Raw genomic sequence first — 22656 nt, 5'->3', positions numbered from 1 at the left:
CGCACAGATCGTGGTGCGTCGACCGAGAGGATTCGCGTGGCAGCCCGTTCCGCAGCCCCTGCCAGGGCCCGCGCGTCCGCCATCCCGCAACTGAGCTGGAACTCCGCTCGACCGGCGCCGGTAGTGCTGGTGTCCGGCACGGAGACGTTCCTGGCGGAGCGGGCGATCCGTGATCTCCGCGACACCCTCAAGGCGGAGGACCCGAGCCTCGAGGTGGTCGACATCGCTGCGGACGCCTACGCACCCGGCGAGCTGCTCACGCTCGCGAGCCCCTCCCTGTTCGCCGAGCCGCGCCTGATCCGTGTGAGCGCCGTCGAGAAGTGCACCGACGCGTTCATCGCCGAGACCATCGCCTACCTGGACGCGCCGGCCGACGACACCACGCTCGTTTTGCGCCACGGGGGTGGCGTGCGCGGCAAGAAGTTGCTCGACGCGATTCGAGCGGGCGCCGGTGGTGGAGTGGAAGTGGTCTGCGCCGAGATCAAGCGCGATGCGGACAAGTACGACTTCGCGGCAGCGGAGTTCCGCTCGGAGGGACGCCGCGTCTCGTCCGGCGCGCTGAGGGCTCTGGTCGCGGCATTCTCCGACGACATCGCCGAGCTCTCCGCCGCCTGCCGTCAACTGATGAGCGACGCGGCGGCCGAGATCACCGAGGCGACCGTCGAACGCTATTACGGCGGGCGGGTCGAGGTGAACGCCTTCAAGGTGGCGGACGCCGCCATCGCCGGACGCTATGGCGAGGCTCTCGTCACCCTGCGCCATGCCATCTCATCGGGGGAGGACCCCGTCCCCATCGTGGCCGCCTTCGCGAGCAAACTGCGGACGATGGCGAAACTGTTCGGCTCCCGCGGAGGATCGGCGCAACTGGCGTCACGCCTCGGCCTCGCGCCGTGGCAGGTCGAGCGAGCCCAACGGGACCTCGCCGGTTGGACGGAATCGGGTCTGGCTCAGGCCATCTCGACGCTCGCGGAGACCGATGCCGCGGTCAAGGGAGCCGAGCGCGACCCGGTGTTCGCCCTCGAACGGATGATCGGCGTGGTCGCAGGCCGCGGTCGCTGACCAGCCGGACGCGTCCGCGGGAGGGCGTGCGGACAGCCCGATCGGTGAGTTCGTGTCCAGTGGTGGGACGACGAAGGCCCCGCCGGCTGGAGCCGATGGGGCCTGTCGAACAGGACGCGCGATCTAGAGCGCTGCGACCTGCTTGGCGATGGCCGACTTGCGGTTCGCGGCCTGGTTCTTGTGGATGACGCCCTTGCTCACGGCCTTGTCGAGCTTCTTCGAAGCCGTCTTGAGCGCGGCGTTCGCTGCGTCCTTGTCGCCGGCGGTGACGGCGGTGCGCGTGGCGCGGAGGGCGGTCTTGAGCTGGCTCTTGACGGCTTTGTTGCGCTCCTGCGCCTTCTTGTTGGTGCCGATGCGCTTGATCTGCGACTTGATGTTTGCCACGTTGAGTTCTTTCGTTTTGGTGTGGATCTCGGATGATTGCCACCGGAGCGGTAGAGGGGCGCTCAGTGGCGAATTCGTGTGAGGTGGGACCCACACGCAAGCCAACTGGAGAGCTTACCAGCCAGCGGTCGCGAGCGACAATCGACCGGCTCGGACATCCGTCGCCCTCGTGGACCCATCCGGGAACCGCACGACCCGATGCGGAGTTCTCGCCCACGTGAGCGTGGGAGAATCGTTGCACGATGTCACCACGAGCCCTGAAGCCTCTCGAGCCCGCCGCGACCGATCCGGCCCTCATCCGCAACTTCTGCATCATCGCCCACATCGACCACGGCAAATCGACCCTGGCCGACCGCATGCTGCAGATGACCGGAGTAGTCAGCGACCGCGACATGCGCGCCCAGTACCTCGATCGCATGGACATCGAGCGCGAGCGCGGCATCACCATCAAGAGTCAGGCCGTGCGCATGCCCTGGCAACTCGACGGTCAGACCTACGCGCTCAACATGATCGACACCCCCGGCCACGTCGACTTCACCTACGAGGTGTCCAGATCGCTGGCGGCGTGTGAGGGTGCGATCCTGCTCGTCGATGCAGCACAGGGCATCGAGGCGCAGACCCTCGCCAACCTCTACCTCGCGCTCGAGAACGACCTCACCATCATCCCGGTCCTCAACAAGATCGACCTTCCCGCCGCCGATCCCGACAAGTACGCGAACGAGCTCGCCAGCCTCATCGGCGGTTCGCCCGATGACGTGCTGCGCGTGTCGGGCAAGACCGGCATGGGCGTCGAGGACCTCCTCGACCACGTCACGCGGCTCATCCCGGCTCCGCAGGGCCGACCGGATGCTCCGGCTCGCGCGATGATCTTCGACTCGGTGTACGACTCCTACCGCGGAGTCGTCACCTACGTGCGCATGATCGACGGCTCCCTTAAGCCGCGCGAGCGCATCCAGATGATGTCGACGAAGGCGACGCACGAGATCCTCGAGATCGGCGTCAGCGCGCCCGAACCGACCCCGGCGAAGGGGCTCGGCGTCGGCGAGGTCGGCTACCTCATCACCGGGGTGAAGGATGTCCGCCAGTCGAAGGTGGGCGACACCGTCACGACGGCGGCCAAGCCCGCCACCGAGGCGTTGCCGGGCTACACCGAGCCGCTGCCGATGGTCTTCTCCGGCCTCTACCCGATCGACGGCAGCGACTACCCCGAGCTCCGCGAGGCTCTCGACAAGCTCAAGCTGTCCGACGCGGCGCTCGTCTACGAGCCCGAGACCTCCGTCGCGCTCGGCTTCGGCTTCCGATGCGGGTTCCTCGGCCTGCTCCACCTGGAGATCGTCACCGAACGCCTGCAGCGCGAGTTCGGCCTCGACCTCATCACGACCGCGCCATCCGTCATCTACCAGGTGAAGGGAGAGGACCGGAAGGTCGTCACCGTCACCAACCCGAGCGAGTTCCCGACCGGCAAGATCGTCTCGGTCACCGAGCCGGTCGTGAAGGCGGCGATCCTCGCACCCAAGGACTACGTCGGCGTGATCATGGAACTGTGCCAGGGGCGCCGGGGCACGTTGCTCGGCATGGACTACCTGGGTGAGGATCGCGTGGAGATCCGCTACACGATGCCACTCGGCGAGATCGTGTTCGACTTCTTCGACAACCTGAAGTCGAAGACGGCCGGCTACGCCTCGCTCGACTACGAACCCGCTGGCGAGCAGGAGGCCGACCTGGTGAAGGTGGACATCCTGTTGCAGGGGGAGCAGGTCGACGCGTTCAGCGCGATCGTGCACCGCGACAAGGCCTACGCGTACGGCGTCCTCATGACCGGCCGCCTCCGCGAGCTCATCCCGCGCCAGCAGTTCGAGGTCCCCGTCCAGGCGGCGATCGGTGCGCGCATCATCGCGCGGGAGTCGATCCGTGCCATGCGCAAGGACGTCCTCGCCAAGTGCTACGGCGGTGACATCACCCGCAAGCGCAAGCTGCTCGAGAAGCAGAAGGAGGGCAAGAAGCGCATGAAGATGGTCGGTCGCGTCGAGGTTCCCCAGGAGGCGTTCATCGCCGCGCTCTCGGGTGACACGGAGAAGGCTAAGAAGTAGCTCAGCCGTTCTTCGATAGTGTCCCGGCATGAGTGGGATCGGATCGTCGGCGTTCGAGAACGCGCGGTGGCGTGCACAAGACGCCCTCTGGCTGGATCACTCGAACCTCTCGACGCTGGACGTGGAGTGGCTGGAGCCTATTCGCCGCCTCACTGTGTGGGCCGTCAAGATGCCGGCCGGGCTGCTAGCAAGTCTGCCGAATCTCGAATCGTTGGACTTCAGGGGCGGCAGTGGGACGGATGCGGCATTCGTCGAGGGCTGTGCCGGTCTCCGATCACTTTCGATCAACCAGGTACGAGGCCTGAGCGATCTGTCCCATCTGACCTCACTGACGCATCTGCGAGCGCTAGATCTATTCGGACTGCCGCAAGTCACCCACTTTCCATCCCTTGAGCCCTTGGGCGAACTCTCTACTGCGAGCATCGGATCAATGCGCGGACTCACCGGAATCAGCGGGCTCTTAGCCGCCCCATCCCTCACGGACCTTCGTCTGCTCAAACGTGTAGGCGTGTCGCTTGCCGATGCTCGAGCCATACGAGATAAGACGTCGATCGAGCGATTCGAGTGGATGGCCGAGGATGTCCCTAAGAACTGCGGTCTGCCTCCCGTTGCGAGTTCCACGAACGGAAGCCAGACCTTCGTTCTCCAAATCTTCTGATCCGACCGTTGAGCGATCGCTTACCGATTTTCGATTAGACGCCCTGCATCTCCTCGAGTTTCCGGTGCGCGAGGACGACGAAGAAGTAGCCCGGCCTGCCCCGGATCCGGGGGTAGCCTCCGGCTCGTATCGCCGGTAGCGTCCTCAGATGGCGCTGTGAAGCGTCTTCGTCCGGAGGGGGACCCGATATGACAACATGGCGCCGTTGGTCGTCGGTGGGAATGACAGCAGCGGCGCTGCTCGTCCTGACAGGGTGTTCGAGCGTTGCAGCCGGGTCGCCCTCACCGCGAGCCCTAGCGACGAATGCGCCAATCGCATCCGCCACGGCCACCGCCATACCGAGTCCGATGCCCTCGACTCAGAATCCCGATGATCCCTCGAGTTGGATCGTCACGCGGACGGGGATGGGTCCCGTGTCGATCGGCTCCGACCTGACTGCCGCGACGGCAGTGATGTCGCACTTCACCGCCGTCCCTTCGGAGAAGTGCCCCAACCCTCGGCTTCGCGTTTTCGAGGCGGACGATGCGCCGACGATCTACTTCGTGCTCGACGAGTCCGGGCGGACCGTGCAGGGCTTGCGGGCGATCGACACGGAGGCGACGCTCGGAGCAGGTCGCGGCCCGCGTACGAGCGAGGGCATCGGCATCGGCTCTTCGTTCAGTGAGGTGACGGCGGCTTATCCCGGAGCGGTCGTCGACTCTTCCACGGGAGTGGTCGACTACTCGTTGACCTCGGACACCGAGCCGTGGATCAGTTTCGGTTCGAGCGTCGACCAGGACCAGAGCTTCGTCCGCGACGTGGACGTCTTCCCCGGTGGCCCCTTGTTCTACGAGCTCTGCGGAGGCTGACAGATCTTAGGCCGGTAAACTGGCCCGATGCCCCGCTCCACCTTCGTCGGCCAGCCGGTGACCTACGGGTCGATCGGCGCGACGCTCGCACCCGACCTGATGCAGTATCCGCCGAAGGGCTATCGCCCCGAGGAGCACAGCGTCCGGCTCGGGAGTGGTGCGGAACGCTTCGCCACCGCCTCCGCCTCGCTCATGACCTGGGGCGTGCAGCGCGGCTCGGGAATCGAGATCACGGACACCCGGGCCGGATCGGGGGAGCAGTACGTCGGCCTGGCCTTCAACGCCGACGGCAGTCCGCTCGCCGAGCAGCCGCTTCCTCACGCCGAGGAACGCTTCGGACCCGACGGTTCGCCCTACATCACGCCGGGCATGACGGCCGTCCTCAAGCTGCGGGTGTGGGGCCTCACCTTCCACGCGCCGGTGCGCGTCGTGTACGTCCTCGACGAGGCGACCCGCACGGGCTTCGGGTACGGGACCATGAAGGGACACCCCGAGTCGGGTGAGGAGGCGTGGGTGCTCGAGCACCGCGAGGACGACTCCGTCTGGCTGACCATCCGGGTCTTCTCCAAGCCCGCCAAACTCCGCTACCGCATCGCCGCGCCCATCCTGCGCAGCGTGCAGAAGAAGTACACCAAGCGCTACCTGCGCGCCCTCCATCCGGCCGCAGCGGCCGGCTAGCAGCGGATGCCGAGCGCCCTCCCTCTCGCCGACCCCGCACCGGCCGACGGCCTCCTGCCGGCATCGGCGTCCGACGGTGCGTCGGAGCGCAGCTTCGGCGTCTACCTGCACGTTCCGTTCTGCCGGGTGCGCTGCGGGTACTGCGACTTCAACACGTACACGGCGACCGAGTTGCGCGGGGTGCGGCAGTCGGACTATGCCTCGCAGGCCTCGCTCGAGCTCGCGGCCGCCGCCGGGGTGCTCGAGGAGTCCGGCCTGCCAGTACGAGCCGCATCGACCCTGTTCTTCGGCGGCGGGACGCCCACCCTGCTCCCGTCGGGCGACTTGGGGCGGATGCTCGATGCCACCCGCGACGCGTTCGGCGTCGAGCCGGATGCCGAGATCACGACCGAGGCCAACCCCGACTCGGTCGACGCGCGCTACCTGGCCGAACTCGCTGCAGCCGGCTTCACCCGAGTCTCGTTCGGCATGCAGTCGGCCGTGCCGAGCGTCCTGGCCACCCTCGAGCGCACCCACGATCCGGCACGCATCCCGCTCGTCGTAGAGTGGGCGCGCGAGGCCGGTCTCGACGTGAGCGTCGACCTCATCTACGGCACTCCGGGTGAGACCCTCGCCGATTGGCAGCGCAGCCTCGAGCACGCGATCGCCCAGCGCCCCGATCACCTCAGCGCCTACTCGCTCATCGTCGAGGACGGCACCAAGCTCGCGAGGCAGATCCGGCGGGGAGAGGTCGCGGAGCCCGACGAGGACCTGCAGGCCGACATGTACGAGCTCGCCGATCGGATGCTGACGGACGCCGGCTTCGACTGGTACGAGGTGAGCAACTGGTCACGGGGCGAGCGCCACCGCTCCCGCCACAATCTCGCCTATTGGCGCGGTGGCGACTGGTGGGGTATCGGCCCCGGAGCGCACAGCCACGTCGGCGGCGTCCGCTGGTGGAACGTGAAGCATCCGGCCGCATACGCCGACCGCGTGCTCGGAGGCGTCTCACCGGCCGCGGGACGCGAGACGCTCGACGCCGAGACGCGCGAGACGGAGCGAGTGCTGCTGCTCGCGCGCATCCGCGAGGGCATCACCGTCTCGAGTCTGCACGCAGCGGGTCGGCACGCCGTCGCGGGCCTCATCGCCGACGGCCTCATCGACGCGAAAGCCGCCCTGTCGGGGTCGGTGCGACTGACCCTGACAGGACGGCTTCTGGCGGATGCCGTCGTGCGGCGACTGCTCGCCGACGACGAATCGATCAGCTGACGAACTTGATCGACAGCGGGTAGGTGTAGAACTGGCCCTGGTTGGCCTTCATCGCGGCGATGATGCCGAAGACGATGGAGAGCACCCACGCCGCGAGCAGGATGAATACGCCGATGATGACCAGCGACAGGATGCCGCCGACGATGTAGGCGATGAGCAACGTGATCTGGAAGTTCAGCGCCGTCGCGGTGTGCGCTCGGATGAACGGCCCCTTGTCCTTGAGCACGAGGTAGCCGATCAGTGCCGGCAGGAACCCGAACAGGATTCCACCGACGTGGATCAGGGTCGCCCACAGCTTCTCGTCCGCAGGACTGAGCTGCGCCGGCGCGCCGTACGGACCGCCGGGAGGCGGGGGAGGGGGTGCTGAGTCGGACATTCAGATCTCCTTGAGGTCGGACGGGCCGTCGGCCCGAGGTGCATCGTGAGTCAGGGTAGCGTCACTTGACCAGACGGAGCGCGAACGGGTAACGGTAGGTTCCGCCCGCGTTCACGCGCACGCCGGCGATGATCGAGAACACGACGTCGATGATGACGAGCGCCCAGCCGACGATCGCGAGGATGAACAGCAGGATGCCGAGGCCCACCGCCGAGCCGGTCGTGTACACCGACGCGAACACGATCGCTCCGACGATGGCTCCGACGATCGCCCAGACGATCATGGCGCCGACCATGGTGATCTGGAAGTTGAGCGCCTCCTTCGCCTGCTCGCGGGTGAGCGCACCGCGCTTGCCGAAGACCAGGAAGATGATGAGCGCGGGCAGGATGGCCAGCAGTGCGAGCCACCCGCTGAAGAAGGCGAGGATGGACACGGCGCCGCCGAAGTGCGCCCACGCCGCCCACTGCTTGTCCTCAGCGGACGTCAGCGGTGCTGCGGGAGCGGTGGAGCCGTACGCATCGCCAGCGGGGGTGGCGTAGGGGTTGGCGGCGGGGTCGGCCGCCGGTGCTCCCTGCGGAGCGGCGGGCTGCGGGGCGACGGGCTGCTGGGCGGCAGGCTGGGGAGGCGGCACCTCGCGGCTCTCCGGGGCGACCGGGGCATCCTGGGGGGGCTGTGCCTGCGGGGGGAGGCCCTGCTCGGGGTCCTGGGGGTGGGTCGGGTCGCTCATGATGCTCGCCTTCGTGGTGTTGGTGCGCCTACGGTGGCGCATGCGACTACACGGTACTGCCGTGAAACACCTGCGGGCAATGAGGAAGGTCTCGGAACTGCCGCTAGAATTGGCACTCCTGATATCGGAGTGCTAACGAAACGACGGGGGTCGGCCGGAATGGTGTCTGAACGCAGCCTCGCCGTTCTGCGTGCGATCGTGCACGACTACGTCGCGTCGCGCGAGCCTGTCGGGTCGAAGGCGATCGTGGAACGACACGCCTTCGGTGTCAGCGCGGCGACCATCCGCAACGACATGGCGCTCCTCGAGGAGGAGGAGCTCATCGCCGCTCCGCACACCTCATCCGGTCGCATCCCGACCGACAAGGGCTACCGCGTCTTCGTCGACCAGCTCGCGGATGTCCGGCCACTCACCTCGGCCCAGCGGCACGCCATCGAGACGTTCCTCGGCCAGTCCACCGACCTCGACGACGTCCTCTCGCGCACGGTCAGGCTCCTCTCGCAACTCACCCACCAAGTGGCACTGGTGCAGTACCCCTCGCTCAGCGGAGCGCGGGTACGACACGTCGAGCTGGTACCGCTCAGCGAGACCCGGCTGCTCTCCGTCCTCATCACCGACAATGGCCGCGTCGAGCAGCGCGCCATCGAGACCGGTTCCCCTCTCGACGACCAGGTCGTCGGCGAACTGAGGGCGCGGCTGAACGTCGCGCTCGGCGGGTCGACGATGGCGGATGCCGCAGAGTCCCTCGCGGACATCGCTGCGGCGGCGGCACCCGCCATGCAGGCGCTCACCGCATCCGTCGCCACCGCCCTGAGCGACCAGGTGCTCGCTCACCGTCAGGACAAACTCGTCATGGCAGGCGCCGCCAACCTGCTGCGCACCGAGAGCGACTTCACGGGCAGCGTCTATCCCGTGATGGAGGCGATCGAGGAACAGGTGGTTCTCCTGCGCCTGTTCGGTGAGATGGCAGTCGACGCGCACTCGGTGTCGGTCAGCATCGGCCGCGAGAACGCGCCGTTCGGGCTGAGTGAGACGTCCGTCCTCTCCAGCGGCTACTCGTCGGGTGCCGAGGCCGGGCGCCTCGGCGTCCTCGGCCCCACTCGCATGGACTACTCCAACAACATGGCGGCGGTTCGCGCCGTCGCCCGGTACCTGTCTAAGCTCCTCGCCGAGGGCTGAGGCGACCACACGTGACAACCTCCTGCCGCCCGAGTGCGCGCAGGGGCGGAAAGGAACGGCCAGGTGGCTGACCACTACGAAGTACTCGGCGTGTCGCGGGACGCGACCCCGGACGAGATCAAGAAGGCCTACCGCCGGCTCGCCCGGGAGCTGCACCCCGACGTGAACCCGGGGGCGGATGCCTCCGAGCGGTTCAAGCTCGTGACCCACGCCTACGACGTGCTGAGCGACCCCAAGCAACGCCAGCAGTACGACATCGGCCCGCAGGCGGGCGGCTTCGGAGGTGGCGCAGGAGACTTCGGCGGCTTCGGCGACATCTTCGAGACGTTCTTCGGCGGGGGAGGGCAGCAGGGCCGCCGCGGTCCGCGATCGCGCCGGGAGCGGGGGCAGGATGCCCTGCTGCGTGTCGAGGTCGACCTCGACGAGATCATCTTCGGCACCCACCGTGAGATCGACGTCGACACCGCCGTGCTGTGCGAAACGTGCCACGGCAGCTGCTGCGCTCCCGGAACGTCTCCCGTGACGTGCGACATCTGCCACGGAACCGGCAACATCCAGCGGTCCGTGCGCAGCCTGCTGGGCAACGTGATGACCTCGAGCCCGTGCGGGACCTGCCGCGGATACGGCACCATCATCGCCACGCCATGCGTCACCTGCCAGGGTCAGGGCCGCGTTCGCGCCCGCCGCACGGTCCCCGTGGACGTTCCGGCCGGCGTCGACACCGGAGTGCGTCTGCAGATGCCCGGCAGCGGCGAGGTCGGGCCTGCTGGTGGACCCAACGGCGATCTCTACCTCGAGATCAAGGTGCGTCACCACGACGTCTTCAGCCGCAACGGCGACGACCTGCTCGCCACCATAGAGGTGCCGATGACGGATGCCATCCTCGGCACGACCACGACGGTGCACGCCCTCGACGGTGACGTCGCCGTCGAACTCAAGCCGGGCATCCAGAGCGCCGAGGTCATCACGGTCAAGGACCGTGGCGTCACCCGCCTCCGCGGCAGCGGGCGCGGCGACCTGAAGATCGGCGTGCAGGTCGTCACTCCGACGAGGCTGAGCGGCAAGGAACGTGCGTTGATCGAGCAGTTCGCCGGCGTGCACAAGGCTCCGGCACCCCACCTCTCGCAGTTCCAGCAGGGCCTGTTCGCCAAGCTGCGCGACCGGTTCCTCGGCTAGCCTTCCCGCATGAGCTCCCTCTACCTCAGCGAGGACCTCGACGTCGCCGAGCCCGGCGATGAGGTCGAGGTGCTCGGGGCCGAGGCGCGGCATGCAGTGACGGTCGGACGAGCGCGCCCCGGCGACGTCCTGGCGATCGGCAATGGTCGCGGAATACTCGTGCGAGGCACCGTCATCTCGGCAGATCCGAGCCGCCTTCTCCTGCGAGCCGAGAGCGTGGAGCGGGCCGAGTCGCCGAGCCCCCGCTTCGTGCTCGTGCAGGCCCTCGCGAAGGGCGACCGCGACGAACTCGCCGTCCAGGCGGCGACCGAGCTCGGGGTCGACGTCGTCATCCCGTGGGCGGCCCGGCGGTCGGTGTCGCGATGGGATGCGCAAAAGGCTGTCAAGGGTCGGGACCGCTGGGCGATGATCGCCCGGGAGGCCACCAAGCAGTCCATCCGCCCGTGGTTGCCCGTCGTCGAGCCGGTGGTGACGACGCGCCGGCTCGCCGAACTTGCCGCCGGCTCGAGGATGCTTCTGCTCGAGCCGACCGCCGAGATGCCGTTGACGGGGCTCGACCTGGCCGGAAAGCCGGAGGACCTCGTCGTGGTCGTCGGTCCCGAGGGCGGCATCGCGCCCGAGGAGCTCGAGCTGCTGGTGGCCGCCGGTGCAACTGCCGTTCGGCTCGGCTCATCCGTCCTGCGCACCTCCACAGCAGGACCGGCGGCGCTGTCGGTGCTGAATGCGAGCCTCGGTCGCTGGTGAAGCGCCGTTAAGATAGGAGGCATGGCCGAGCCCAGCGTCTTCCGTCGCATCATGGACCGCGAGATCCCCGCAACGATCGTCGCGGAGACCGATCGCGTGCTCGCTGTGCACGACATCGCACCGAAGGCACCCGTGCACCTCGTGGTGTTCCCCAAGACCGAGCAGTACGCGAACGTGGCGGAGCTCGCGGCCGGCGACCCGGCCCTGCTCGCCGAGCTCGTTTCCACGGCTCAGTCGCTCGCCGACGAGTACGCCGATGGCTCGTTCCGGCTCGTGTTCAACAGCGGGGCGAACGCCGGTCAGACCGTCTTCCACGTGCACGCGCACATCCTCTCCGGTGGCCTCGAGGAGACGTCGCTTGGCGGAGAGTGAACGGCCGGAGGCCTCGGTGGAAGCGCACGTCCGCATCGACGGGATCGCCATGGTGCGACTGCTCGGCCCGCAGGACCGGTTGCTGACGGCCATCGAGAGGCAGTACACCGACGTCGACGTGCACGTGCGCGGCAATGAGATCGGAATCACCGGTCCCGCGGAACAGGTCGAGGCGGTCCGGCGCCTCATCGAGGAGTTGAAGCAGATGGTGCAGGACGGACGGGATCTCAGCCCGGCCGAGGTGACGACCTCAGCACGGATCCTCGACGCCGACGCGGCTTCGCGCCCATCCGAGCTGCTCGGGCAGTCCATCTTGACGAGCCGGGGCCGCAGCATCCGGCCCAAGACGCTCGGCCAGAAGGAGTACGTCGACGCGATCGACGTCAACACGATCGTGTTCGGCATCGGGCCGGCGGGTACCGGCAAGACCTACCTCGCCATGGCCAAGGCCGTGCAGGCGCTGCAGCGCAAGGAGGTGGAGCGCATCATCCTCACCCGACCGGCCGTCGAGGCGGGCGAGCGGCTCGGCTTCCTCCCCGGAACCCTGACCGACAAGATCGATCCCTACCTGCGGCCGCTCTACGACGCCCTCAACGAAATGATGGATCCCGAGATCGTCCCGAAGCTGCTGGCAGCGGGAACCGTCGAGGTGGCACCGCTCGCCTACATGCGCGGACGCACCCTCAACAACTCCTTCATCGTCCTCGACGAGGCCCAGAACACCACGCCCGAGCAGATGAAGATGTTCCTCACCCGGCTCGGCTTCGGCTCCAAGATGGTCGTCACGGGCGACATCACCCAGGTCGACCTGCCGGCCGGCGCATCCGGACTGCGGCTCGTCACACGCGTGCTCGACGACATCGAGGACATCCACTTCTCGCGCCTCACGAGCGACGACGTCGTGCGGCACTCGCTCGTCGGGCGCATCGTCGACGCGTACGGTGCCTACGACGAGAAGCGGCAGGCGCAGCGCTACGAGCGGGAGCAGGCGTCCGAGTTCGCCAACCGTGCCGACCGCAGGGCCGCAGCGCCACGAGACCACCTGCCGCGTCGCGGCGGCCGATCCTGAGGAAGACCCCGTGAGCATCGAGATCAACAACGAGTCGACCATGCAGGTCGACGAGGTGGCCATCCAGCGGCTCGCCGTCTACGCGCTCGATGCGCTGCACGTGCACTCGGAGGCAGAGCTCGCCATCGTGCTGGTCGACGAAGGAGCCATGGAACAGCTGCACGTGCAGTGGATGGACGAGCCCGGACCCACCGACGTCCTCAGCTTCCCGATGGACGAGCTTCGGCCGGGCACCGATTCCGAGCCGTCGCCCGCTGGCCTGCTCGGCGACATCGTGCTGTGCCCGCAGGTCGCCCAGTCTCAGGCCGAGACCGCCGGTCACTCGATCACCGACGAGCTCCAGCTGCTGACCGCTCACGGCATCCTGCACCTGCTCGGCTTCGACCACGCCGAGCCCGACGAGGAGAAGGAGATGTTCGGCATCCAGCGCGACATCCTCATCGGCTTCACCATGCAGGAGCGCAAGAACCGATCGTGATGATCTTCCTCTTCGTCGCCGCCGCCGTGGTGCTGATCGCCTTCGGCGGGCTGATGGCGGCAGTCGACGCGGCGATCGGCGCCCTGTCGCGCGCCGACATCCTCGCCCTCGCCGAGAATGCTCGGGCCGCGCGATCCCTGCGCGCGATCGCCGCCGACCCCGGCACCCACGTCAACGCCGTCAACTTCGTGCGCATCATCGCCGAGACCACCTCGGCCGTGCTCGTGACCCTCGTGTTCGCCTTCACGATCGACAACGTCTGGTTGGCCCTGCTGCTCTCCGCGCTCATCATGACGGGTGTCTCCTTCGTGCTGGTCGGTTCCAGCCCCCGCAGTGTGGGTCGCGCGAACGCCCCGACGATGTTGCGGCTCACCGCGCCGTTGGTGCGCGGCATCCGGGTGCTGCTCGGCCCCATCGCCGGCGCGCTGGTCGCGCTCGGCAACCGGGTCACCCCCGGCCGGCAGCGCCTGGTGAGCTTCTCGAGCGAGGAGCAGCTGCTGAGCATGGTCGACGAGGCCGCGGCCCTCGAGGTGCTCGAGGAGGACGATCGCGAGCTCATCCACTCGATCTTCGAGTTCGGCGACACCGTCATCCGCGAGGTGATGATCCCGCGCACGGACATGCTCACCATCGACGGATCGGAGGACCTCGGCAGTGCGATGGGCCTCTTCCTCAGCCGGGGCGTCTCCCGGATGCCGGTGCTCGCCGGCGAGGTCGACGATGTGGTCGGCATCCTCTACCTTCGCGACGTCGCCCGACTCACTCACGAGCGCCCCATCGACGCGGACAGCGTCACGGTCGCCGAGCTGGCCCGGCCCGCCGTGTTCGTGCCGGAGTCGAAGAAGGCCGACGACACCCTGCGCCAGATGCAGCTGGAGTCGAACCACCTCGCGATGGTCGTCGACGAATACGGCGGAATCGCGGGCCTGGTGACGCTCGAGGACCTCATCGAGGAGCTCGTCGGCGATATCTCCGACGAGTACGACCGCGCCGTCGTGCAGGTGGAGGCCCTCGCCGAGAGCCGGTACCGCGTGAGTGCCCGACTGCCGGTCGACGAGCTGGGGGAGCTGTTCGGACTCGACCTGGACGACGAGGACGTGGACTCCGTCGGCGGACTCCTCGCCAAGGAACTCGGGCGTCTGCCGGTGCCGGGATCGACCGTGTCAACGAGCGGACTGCAACTCACCGCGGAACGCACCGAAGGGCGGCGCAAGCGCATCAGCACCGTCATCGTCGAGCGCGACCAGGCGCTCATCGACGCTCAGTCGGCCTTCAGCGAGGAACCGGCCCTCACGGAGAGAGACCAGCATGCCTGACGACCAGAACGACTACCGCGCCGGCTTCGTGTCGTTCGTCGGGCGCCCCAACGTGGGCAAGTCGACGCTCACCAACGCCATCGTCGGCGAGAAGGTGGCCATCACCAGCGCGAAGCCGCAGACCACCCGGCGCGCCATCCGTGGAATCGCCCATCGAGCGGACGGCCAGCTCATCATCGTGGACACGCCGGGCATCCACCGTCCGCGCACGCTTCTCGGTGAACGCCTCAACAGCCTCGTCCAGTCCACCCTCGGGGACGTCGACGTCATCGGCATGTGCTTTCCCGCGAGTGAGCCCATCGGTCCGGGCGACCGCTTCATCAGCGAGCAGCTGAACGACTTCCCGCGCGCCAAGAAGGTGGCCATCGTCACCAAGATCGACGCGTCGAGCAAGCAGAAGGTCGGAGAGCAGCTCCTCGCCGTCAGCCGGTTGCGGGAATGGGACGCGGTCATCCCGCTCTCGGCGATCACCGGCGAGCAGGTCGACATCCTCGTGCGCGAGCTGATGAAGCTGCTGCCCCTCTCCGAGCAGCCGCTCTACCCCGAGGAGACGGTGACGGATGAGACGACGTCCGATCGCATCGCCGAGCTCATCCGCGAGGCGGCACTCGAGGGTGTCAGCGATGAGCTCCCGCACTCGATCGCGGTGACCATCGACGACCTGGTGCCGCGCGACGGCCAGGACATCATCGACGTCTACGCCAACATCTTCGTCGAGCGCGACAGTCAGAAGGGCATCATCATCGGCAAGGCCGGATCCCGTCTGGCCGACGTGGGGGCGCGGGCGCGTGCGCAGATCGAGCCATTGCTGGGGTCCAAGGTCTTCCTGTCGCTGCGCGTCAAGGTGGCCAAGGACTGGCAGCGCGACCCGAAGCAGCTCGGCAAGCTCGGATTCTGATGCCCCACTTCCGCAGGCTGCCGGCGCGGAGCCTCGTGTTCGACCTCTGCGCTGCGGCGGTGGTGTTCCTCGTCCTGCTGGTGCCAGCCGCGAGCGTCTCGCCCATCGAGGTGATCCTCCTTGCGGTGCTGTGCGGTGCGCTCTCGATCAGACGCATCTCGCCGGCTCTCGCGTTGGGTGTCGCGTGGATCGCCGCCATCGTGCAGATGTCGGTGCGACTGGATCCCAGCGCCATCGACGTCCCCATCCTCGGAATCCTCTACGCGACTGCAGCGTACGGCGAGCGGCTGATGCGCTGGGTCGGGCTGGCCTCCGCCGGTCTCGGTGCCCTGGTGGCTGCCGCGTACATCACCTTCGTGCAGCCCACCTTCCGCGCGGCGAGTGTCGACCCGTTCGATTCCGGCCATGAGTGGATCGTCTTCGCGTTCGTCGCCGTGGGGTTGTTGGCGCTGCTCGGGTTGTCGTGGACGCTCGGGCTGCTCGCCCGCACCGTCCGACTGGCTCGAGCGGGGCGGCTCGAGTCGCGCATCTCCCAGGAACGCGCCCGTTACGAGGTGGCCGTCGAGCAGGAGAGGACGCGGATCGCCCGGGACATGCATGACGTCGTCGCGCACTCGCTCGCCGTCGTCATCGCTCAGGCCGACGGCGCACGCTACGTCGGCGCGTCCGAGCCCGAGGCGCAGGGGAAGGCACTCGCGACCATCGCGACGACCGCCCGCACCGCGCTGTCGGAGGTGCGCGTGCTCCTGGGCGAACTGCGTCACACGGCCGGGGAGAGCCCGCAGCCGGACCTCTCCGACCTGACTCCTCTGGTGGAGCAGTTCCGCGCATCGGGGATGCCACTGCTGGTAGCCGTCCACGGAGACCCCATTCCACTCGGGGCCGGTCACGAGATCGCGGCTTACCGCATCGCTCAGGAGGCGCTCACCAACGCTCTCCGCCACGGTGCACCGGGTGCGCCCGTCGACCTGACGCTGACCTGGGAGACCGACGCCCTCCATCTCAGAGTCGCGAACGCGGTGGCGGATGGAGGAGGCGGTGTCGGCGGAGGCCACGGCCTGCCCGGGATGCACGAGCGGGCGAGCCTCGTGGGCGGCACGCTCGACGCCCGTGCTGCCGAAGGCCGGTTCATGGTCGATGCCCTCATCCCCGCGGTGACGCGGGACGGTGCCTCATGAGAATCCGCGTGGCCCTCGTCGACGACCAGGCGCTGTTCCGGGCTGGCATCCGCATGCTCGTCAGTTCTCAGCCCGATCTCGAGTTCGTCGGGGAGGCGGCCGATGGCGAGGCGGCGATCGCCTTGGCCGCCGACGCGCGACCCGACGTGATGCTCATGGACATCCGGATGCCGGGCAAGGACGGCATCACCGCTACCGCGGAGATCAACGCCCGATCGAACCCGCCGCGCATCCTCGTGCTCACGACGTTCGACCTCGACGAGAGTGCGGCGCGAGCCATCCGTGCCGGCGCCAGCGGATTCGTACTGAAGGATGCCGAGCCCGAGTTCCTGCTCGCTGCCATCCGCACCGTCCACGCGGGCAATGCCGTCATCGCGGCATCGGCGACTCTCCGGCTGTTCGAGGAGTTCCGCCCGGCGGAGGCCCCCGCCCTCGAGCCGGAGGAGTTCGCCGCGCTGACGCCGCGCGAACGCGAGATCTTCCTCCTCGCGGCCCGCGGGCTGAGCAACGCCGAGATCGCCGCCCGCGAGTTCCTCAGCGAGGCGACCGTGAAGACGCACATCAGTCGCATCCTCTCCAAGCTCGCCCTCCGCGACCGGGTTCAGCTCGTCGTGTTCGCTTTCGAGCATCGACTGGTCGACTGACCAGAGACGCCGATGCGGCGGCCGAAGGTCATCCCAGAGATGTACCCGACGCCATCCTGCAGCCCGATCCGCCGCGGCGATCCGCTCCGTAGCGTCGATGACATGCAGATCACCACCACCGACCTCGGGCTCGTCGCGCGCGTCACCCACCTCAGCAAGCAGTTCGGCGAAGGGCCAGGAGCAGTCCGGGCCCTCGACGACATCTCGATCGGCATCCGGCGCGGGGAGTTCACCGCCATCATGGGGCCGAGCGGATCCGGTAAGTCGACCATGATGCACGTGATGGCGGGCCTCGACTCTCCGACCTCCGGGGAGGTCTGGATCGGAGACACCGAGATCTCGCGGATGCGCGACGCCGAGCTCACCCTCATCCGCCGCCGCCGGGTCGGCTTCGTCTTCCAGTCCTTCAACCTCGTGCCGACCCTCGACGTCCGTGGCAACATCCTGCTGCCGTTCGAACTCGACGGCCGTCGTCCTACAGCGGACGAGAGCGTGTGGATCGAGCACCTGACGCAATCCCTCGGGCTCACCTCCCGCATCACCCACCGTCCGCACGAGCTCTCCGGAGGGCAGCAGCAGCGCGTGGCCATCGCCCGCGCACTGGCAACTCGACCCGACCTCGTCTTCGCGGATGAGCCGACGGGCAGCCTCGACTCCCGCACTGGTCGCGAGGTGCTCGCCCTGCTCGCGACAGCCGCTCGTGACTACGACCAGTCGATCGCCATGGTCACCCACGATCCGATCGCCGCGAGTCATGCCGACCGCATCCTGTTCCTGGCCGACGGCCGCATCGTCGACGACCGCGGCGCCACGGCGGCCGAGGACATCTCGCGCATCATGCTCGGCATGGAGGCGGCGGCATGAGCATCCGCGCCTTGTCCTCCCACCCTCGTGACCACGTCGCCACCATCGTCGTTGCGGCGCTCTCCTCGGCCTTCGGCGTCGTGATGCTCGAGGCGTCCGGCATCATCGCGACGGCGGTCGGCACCGACGAGGTGGTCAGCGGCTCGACGACGGTTCGGCTCGTCCTCTCGGTGGTGACGAGCGTCTTCACGCTCATCGCCGTCTACGTCGGCGCGATCGTCACCGCCAACACGTTCGCCACCATCATCGCCGGTCGCACCCGGCAGATCGCCCTGCTGCGCCTGATCGGCGCGCAGGCGGGGCGACTGCGCCGCGCGGTCGCCACCGAGGGCCTTCTCGTCGGTGTGATGGGAGCGATCGTCGGACTCGTCATCGGTGCCGCGATAGCCGCTGCCGCAATCGCCTCGGGTACCTCGGCCGGGTGGCTGCCGTCGGCCGACTACGTCGTGATGGAGCCCCTCATCCTGCTCCCCGTCGCGGTCGTCGCCGTCACGACCTGGGCGTCCGCGTGGGTGGGGTCGCGGGCCGTCACCACGGTGACCCCGCTCGCCGCGGTCGGAGCTGCCGTCGACGCGCGTCTCGAATCCGCACGGCGTGGGGTTGCTCGCAACATCGCCGCCATCACTCTCGCGGGCGCCGGATTCGCATTGCTCGCCCTCGGTGTCGTCATCGGCCTCAGCACGCCGATCGGCCTGCTCGTGTCCTTCTTCGGCGGCGTGCTGTCGTTCACGGGCATCGTCCTCGGCGCACATCTCGTCATGCCGCCCGTCCTGCGGCTGGTGGGCCGCGCGTTCGGTCCCCGACCGGCGGCCAGGCTGGCCGCAGAGAACGCCGTGCGCTTTCCGGAGCGGAGTTCGCGTGCGACCATCGGGCTCGTCATCGGCGTGACGCTCGTGACCATGTTCGCCGTGGCGATGGCGAGCTATCGGGCCATGATCCTCTCGAGCATCGATGATCCGACGATGGCCCGGGCGGTCGACCAGTCGCTCACCGTGACGACGGCGATCTTCGCCGGCCTGGTCGGATTCTCCGCCATCATCGCCGCCGTGGGCATGATCAACAACCTCTCGCTCAGCGTGCTGCAGCGCACACGCGAGCTGGGGCTGCTCCGCGCTCTCGGGTTCACCTCGAGACAGGTGAGGGGCATGATCCTTACAGAGAGCGCCCAGATGACCGTGGCCGCCGTGCTCCTCGGCCTCGTGCTCGGGGTGTTCTACGGATGGGCAGCCGCCCAGTCGATTCTCGGCTCGCTGACCCACGGCATCATCGCGCCGGCACTGCCGTGGCCCATCATCGCGATCGTCGTCATCGGGGGAGCGGCACTCAGCCTGGCCGCATCCGTCGCGCCGTCGCGTCGGGCCACGACGGTGTCTCCGGTCGTCGCGCTCACCGTACAGTAGCGGTCCGCGGGGTCGCGCCGGCGGTACCCCTTGTGGGGGCCGTCGGCGCGCTGGTATCGTCATTTCACCCCAGTTAGTACAGAACCCTAACAAACTAGCGAACGCGACATCGGCGGCCACCATGGAGGTGTTCGGCGTGCCTGCGGGCTGCGCCGACAACCCAGGAGTCCCCATGAAACGCCTCCCCGTATCCGTCGCGATCGGCGCACTGGCCGCCCTCGCGTGCGCCGGCTTCGTCGCCACGCCGGCGAACGCTGCGACCTCCGCGGCCCCGACGCCGACGATCGTCGCGCCCGCCCCGCTGCCGCTGCACTTCTCCGCTCCCTACGTCGACGTCACGGCCGTCGACAGCCTCTCCGCGGCCGCTCACGATTCGGGCGCCAAGTACCTCACGTTGGCCTTCCTGCAGACCGAGGCTCCCGGTTCGTGCGACCTGTACTGGGCGGGCAACGTCGCCGCGCCGGTGTCCGCCGACACCTTCGGCGCCGAGATCAACGCCATCCGCGCCGCCGGGGGAGACGTCATCCCGTCGTTCGGCGGCTACGCGGCCGACACCACCAACACCGAGATCGCCGACAGCTGCACCGACGTGCACAAGATCGCCCTGGCCTATGAGAAGGTCATCACGACCTACAAGGTGCAGCGGCTCGACTTCGACATCGAGGTCGACTCCATTGGCAACGCGGCAGGGGTGGATCGGCGCAACCAGGCCATCCGCGAACTCCAGGGCTGGGCTCTGAAGAACCGTGTGCCGCTGACCATCTCCTACACCCTGCCCTCGACGCCTCAGGGTCTCGGCGCCACCGGGGTCGCGCTGCTGCAGTCGGCGGCGAAGTACCACGCCTACATCGCGGCGGTGAACATCATGACGTTCGACTACTGGGACGGGCTGACGCACGACATGGTCGCTGACGCCAAGACCGCGGCCGCCGGGCTCGTGCAGCAGATGCGCCAGACCATCTCGCCCTACACGCCATCCGCCCTGCTGTGGTTCAAGGTGGGCATCATCCAGATGGTGGGCATCGACGACTTCGGCCCCGAGGAGACCTTCACGGCCGATCAGGCCGCGCCGTTCGTCGCCTGGGCGAAGTCGAAGCACGTGAATTCGATCAGCTTCTGGGCGCTCGAGCGCGACAACGGCGGATGCCCCGGCGTCAAGGGTTCCTGGAACTGCTCGGGCGTCGTGCAGCAGCCGTGGGCGTTCACCCGGGCATTCGCCGGATTCAACGGCTGGTGGATCTGACCGGCACCCGCGAGTAGCCGGCACCGTCCCGTGTCCGCACGGGACGGTGCCGTCGTGGGACGGTGCCGTCGTGGGACGGTGCTACTCTGAATCCGTGTTCCACGGTCTGCTTCTCCTTAGCTGCCGCGACGAGTCCTAGCTTAGGCCTCCCTCGTCGCGGAGTTCGTCGTCGGCTGACCCCCATCGCGAAGAGAACGAGAAGACCATGAAGAACACCCAGCAGGCCTCGGCGATGCCGATCCACCGCTATCGCCCGTATCACGAGCAGTTCCGCGTCGAGGTGCCCGATCGCACCTGGCCGAGCGCCCGGGTCGAGAAGGCGCCGCGGTGGTGCGCCGTCGACCTCCGAGACGGCAACCAGGCCCTCATCGATCCGATGAGCCCCGAGCGCAAGCGCGTCATGTTCGACCTGCTCGTCGGCATGGGCTACAAGGAGATCGAGGTCGGCTTTCCGAGCGCGAGCCAGACCGACTTCGACTTCGTGCGCAGCCTCATCGAGGAGGGGGCGATCCCGGACGACGTCACGATCCAGGTGCTGACGCAGGCGCGCGAGCACCTCATCCGTCGCACCTACGAGTCGATCGTCGGCGCGAAGCAGGCGATCGTCCACCTGTACAACTCCACGAGCATCCTGCAGCGCGACGTCGTGTTCCGCACCGACCGGCAGGGCATCGTCGACATCGCCCTGAACGGTGCGCGCCTCTGCAGGCAGATGGAATCGCTGGTTCCCGGCACCACCGTCTACTACGAGTACTCGCCCGAGAGCTACACGGGCACCGAGCTCGAGTTCGCCGTCGACATCTGCAACCAGGTCATCGAGGTCTTCGAACCGACGGCCGAGCGCAAGGTCATCATCAACCTGCCCGCGACGGTGGAGATGGCCAGCCCCAACGTCTACGCCGATTCGATCGAATGGATGAGCCGGCGTCTCGCCCACCGCGAGAACGTGCTGCTGTCGCTGCACCCGCACAACGACCGCGGAACCGCGATCGCCGCAGCAGAACTCGGCTACCTGGCCGGCGCCGATCGCATCGAGGGATGCCTGTTCGGCAACGGCGAGCGTACCGGCAACGTCGACCTCGTCGCGCTCGGCATCAACCTGTTCACCCAGGGCATCGACCCGCAGATCGACTTCTCCGACCTGGACGGCATCAAGCGCACCGCCGAGTACTGCAACCAGTTGCCCGTGCACGAGCGCAGCCCCTGGGCGGGCGACCTGGTCTACACCGCGTTCAGCGGTTCGCACCAGGACGCCATCAAGAAGGGCTTCGAGGCGATGGCCGCCGATGCCGACGCCCGGGGCGTCACGGTCGGCGAACTGCAGTGGGCCGTCCCCTACCTGCCGGTCGACCCGAAGGACCTCGGCCGCACCTACGAAGCGGTCATCCGCGTCAATTCGCAGTCCGGAAAGGGCGGCGTCGCGTACCTGCTGAAGACCGACCACGCCATCGACCTGCCGCGTCGACTGCAGATCGAGTTCTCGGGCGTCGTTCAGGCCAAGACGGACGCCGAAGGCGGCGAGGTCTCGAGTGAGGCGATCTGGACGTCGTTCCGCGACGAGTACCTGCCGGCGCCCGCCGACCACCCCGAGGAGAAGTGGGGGCGGTTCGAGTTGCTCTCGGTGCGCACCTCGAGTGAACTCGACGGATCGGTCGCCCTCACCGTGGGCCTCCGGGACGGCGAGGACCGCGTTCAGGTCGAGGGCAATGGCAACGGTCCGATCGATGCCTTCCTCGACGTACTGCGACGCAGCGGGGCGGACATCCGCGTTCTCGACTACTCCGAGCACGCGCTCTCTTCCGGAGGGGACGCTCAGGCTGCCGCCTATGTGGAGGCGGTCGTCGACGGTCGAACCCTGTGGGGCGTCGGCATCGACGCCGACATCTCCACGGCGAGCCTCAAGGCCGTGATCTCGTCGGTCAACCGGGCGCTCCGCGTTCGGGAGTCCGAGCTGGTCGGCGCATCCGTCTGATCCGCTGATCTAGTAGCGCCGGACGCGGGCGCGTGCTGGTCGAGTAGCGCTGGAG

The 22656-nt window shown here is 68.1% G+C and carries 23 protein-coding genes; 20 read left to right on the top strand and 3 right to left on the bottom strand.

Annotation, left to right across the window (positions count from 1 at the left end):
• Positions 1-36: 36 nt before the first annotated feature.
• Positions 37-1059: a DNA polymerase III subunit delta gene (gene holA / locus E6C70_RS03720; RefSeq protein ID WP_136422329.1), complete on the top strand. Its 1023-nt coding sequence runs from the start codon at positions 37-39 to the stop codon at positions 1057-1059.
• A 123-nt stretch (positions 1060-1182) separates the two neighbouring features.
• Here the strand turns inward: holA and rpsT are convergent, their stop codons facing one another.
• Positions 1183-1443: a 30S ribosomal protein S20 gene (rpsT, locus tag E6C70_RS03715; RefSeq protein WP_136422327.1), complete on the bottom strand. Its 261-nt coding sequence runs from the start codon at positions 1441-1443 to the stop codon at positions 1183-1185.
• Between the two features lie 242 nt (positions 1444-1685).
• Here rpsT and lepA point away from each other — a divergent pair, with 242 nt between their 5' ends.
• The 5 genes from lepA to hemW all read left to right on the top strand — a co-directional run bounded on the left by lepA (position 1686) and on the right by hemW (position 6965).
• Positions 1686-3533: a translation elongation factor 4 gene (gene lepA, locus E6C70_RS03710; protein WP_136422325.1), complete on the top strand. Its 1848-nt coding sequence runs from the start codon at positions 1686-1688 to the stop codon at positions 3531-3533.
• A gap of 28 nt (positions 3534-3561) precedes the next feature.
• Positions 3562-4191: a leucine-rich repeat domain-containing protein gene (locus E6C70_RS03705; protein WP_136422323.1), complete on the top strand. Its 630-nt coding sequence runs from the start codon at positions 3562-3564 to the stop codon at positions 4189-4191.
• 347 nt (positions 4192-4538) lie between these two features.
• Positions 4539-5039, top strand: coding sequence for a hypothetical protein (locus E6C70_RS03700; protein WP_136422321.1), 501 nt, complete (start codon positions 4539-4541; stop codon positions 5037-5039).
• A 27-nt stretch (positions 5040-5066) separates the two neighbouring features.
• On the top strand, positions 5067-5717 hold the full coding sequence (locus E6C70_RS03695; protein WP_136422319.1) for a DUF1990 domain-containing protein: 651 nt from the start codon (positions 5067-5069) through the stop codon (positions 5715-5717).
• Between the two features lie 6 nt (positions 5718-5723).
• Complete coding sequence (hemW, locus tag E6C70_RS03690; RefSeq protein ID WP_136422317.1) at positions 5724-6965, top strand: radical SAM family heme chaperone HemW; 1242 nt, start codon at positions 5724-5726, stop codon at positions 6963-6965.
• Here the strand turns inward: hemW and E6C70_RS03685 are convergent.
• On the bottom strand, positions 6958-7341 hold the full coding sequence (locus tag E6C70_RS03685; RefSeq protein ID WP_136422315.1) for a DUF4870 domain-containing protein: 384 nt from the start codon (positions 7339-7341) through the stop codon (positions 6958-6960). The genes hemW and E6C70_RS03685 overlap by 8 nt on opposite strands.
• Positions 7342-7402: 61 nt before the next feature.
• Entirely contained in the window at positions 7403-8068 is a 666-nt protein-coding gene (locus tag E6C70_RS03680; RefSeq protein WP_136422313.1) for a DUF4870 domain-containing protein, read from the bottom strand.
• A gap of 159 nt (positions 8069-8227) precedes the next feature.
• On the opposite strand from E6C70_RS03680, the gene hrcA reads away from it, so the two are divergent.
• The 14 genes from hrcA (at position 8228) to leuA (ending at position 22601) form a co-directional block, all read left to right on the top strand.
• On the top strand, positions 8228-9247 hold the full coding sequence (gene hrcA / locus E6C70_RS03675; protein WP_136422311.1) for a heat-inducible transcriptional repressor HrcA: 1020 nt from the start codon (positions 8228-8230) through the stop codon (positions 9245-9247).
• A 63-nt stretch (positions 9248-9310) separates the two neighbouring features.
• Positions 9311-10423, top strand: a complete 1113-nt coding sequence (gene dnaJ / locus E6C70_RS03670; protein ID WP_136422309.1) for a molecular chaperone DnaJ — start codon at positions 9311-9313, stop codon at positions 10421-10423.
• Positions 10424-10432: 9 nt separating this feature from the next.
• The gene (locus E6C70_RS03665; RefSeq protein WP_136422307.1) at positions 10433-11167 is read left to right on the top strand and encodes a 16S rRNA (uracil(1498)-N(3))-methyltransferase; all 735 of its coding nucleotides are present in this window, start codon (positions 10433-10435) and stop codon (positions 11165-11167) included.
• Between the two features lie 21 nt (positions 11168-11188).
• Complete coding sequence (locus E6C70_RS03660; protein ID WP_136422305.1) at positions 11189-11539, top strand: HIT domain-containing protein; 351 nt, start codon at positions 11189-11191, stop codon at positions 11537-11539.
• Positions 11540-11588: 49 nt separating this feature from the next.
• Positions 11589-12608: a PhoH family protein gene (locus E6C70_RS03655; protein WP_136423711.1), complete on the top strand. Its 1020-nt coding sequence runs from the start codon at positions 11589-11591 to the stop codon at positions 12606-12608.
• A 10-nt stretch (positions 12609-12618) separates the two neighbouring features.
• A complete protein-coding gene (gene ybeY / locus E6C70_RS03650) occupies positions 12619-13086 on the top strand; it encodes an rRNA maturation RNase YbeY (RefSeq protein WP_136422303.1) in 468 nt (155 codons plus the stop codon).
• Positions 13086-14402: a hemolysin family protein gene (locus tag E6C70_RS03645; RefSeq protein WP_136423709.1), complete on the top strand. Its 1317-nt coding sequence runs from the start codon at positions 13086-13088 to the stop codon at positions 14400-14402. Before ybeY ends, E6C70_RS03645 begins: the two co-directional genes overlap by 1 nt.
• Complete coding sequence (era, locus tag E6C70_RS03640) at positions 14395-15300, top strand: GTPase Era (RefSeq protein WP_136422301.1); 906 nt, start codon at positions 14395-14397, stop codon at positions 15298-15300. The genes E6C70_RS03645 and era overlap by 8 nt, the downstream gene beginning before the upstream one ends.
• A complete protein-coding gene (locus E6C70_RS03635; RefSeq protein ID WP_136422299.1) occupies positions 15300-16478 on the top strand; it encodes a sensor histidine kinase in 1179 nt (392 codons plus the stop codon). Before era ends, E6C70_RS03635 begins: the two co-directional genes overlap by 1 nt.
• Positions 16475-17122, top strand: a complete 648-nt coding sequence (locus E6C70_RS03630) for a response regulator (RefSeq protein ID WP_136422297.1) — start codon at positions 16475-16477, stop codon at positions 17120-17122. Before E6C70_RS03635 ends, E6C70_RS03630 begins: the two co-directional genes overlap by 4 nt.
• Before the next feature lie 102 nt (positions 17123-17224).
• The gene (locus tag E6C70_RS03625) at positions 17225-17986 is read left to right on the top strand and encodes an ABC transporter ATP-binding protein (RefSeq protein WP_136422295.1); all 762 of its coding nucleotides are present in this window, start codon (positions 17225-17227) and stop codon (positions 17984-17986) included.
• Positions 17983-19386, top strand: a complete 1404-nt coding sequence (locus tag E6C70_RS03620; RefSeq protein ID WP_136422293.1) for an ABC transporter permease — start codon at positions 17983-17985, stop codon at positions 19384-19386. The genes E6C70_RS03625 and E6C70_RS03620 overlap by 4 nt, the downstream gene beginning before the upstream one ends.
• A gap of 172 nt (positions 19387-19558) precedes the next feature.
• The gene (locus E6C70_RS03615; protein WP_136422291.1) at positions 19559-20629 is read left to right on the top strand and encodes a chitinase; all 1071 of its coding nucleotides are present in this window, start codon (positions 19559-19561) and stop codon (positions 20627-20629) included.
• 205 nt (positions 20630-20834) lie between these two features.
• On the top strand, positions 20835-22601 hold the full coding sequence (gene leuA, locus E6C70_RS03610; protein ID WP_136422289.1) for a 2-isopropylmalate synthase: 1767 nt from the start codon (positions 20835-20837) through the stop codon (positions 22599-22601).
• Positions 22602-22656 lie beyond the last annotated feature (55 nt).

This window comes from Orlajensenia flava, assembly GCF_004801905.1.
In the GTDB taxonomy this organism is placed as follows: Bacteria; Actinomycetota; Actinomycetes; order Actinomycetales; family Microbacteriaceae; genus Orlajensenia; species Orlajensenia flava.
The sequence above is the reverse complement of the archived record's forward strand: the minus strand, read 5'-3'. Positions and strand labels throughout refer to the sequence as shown.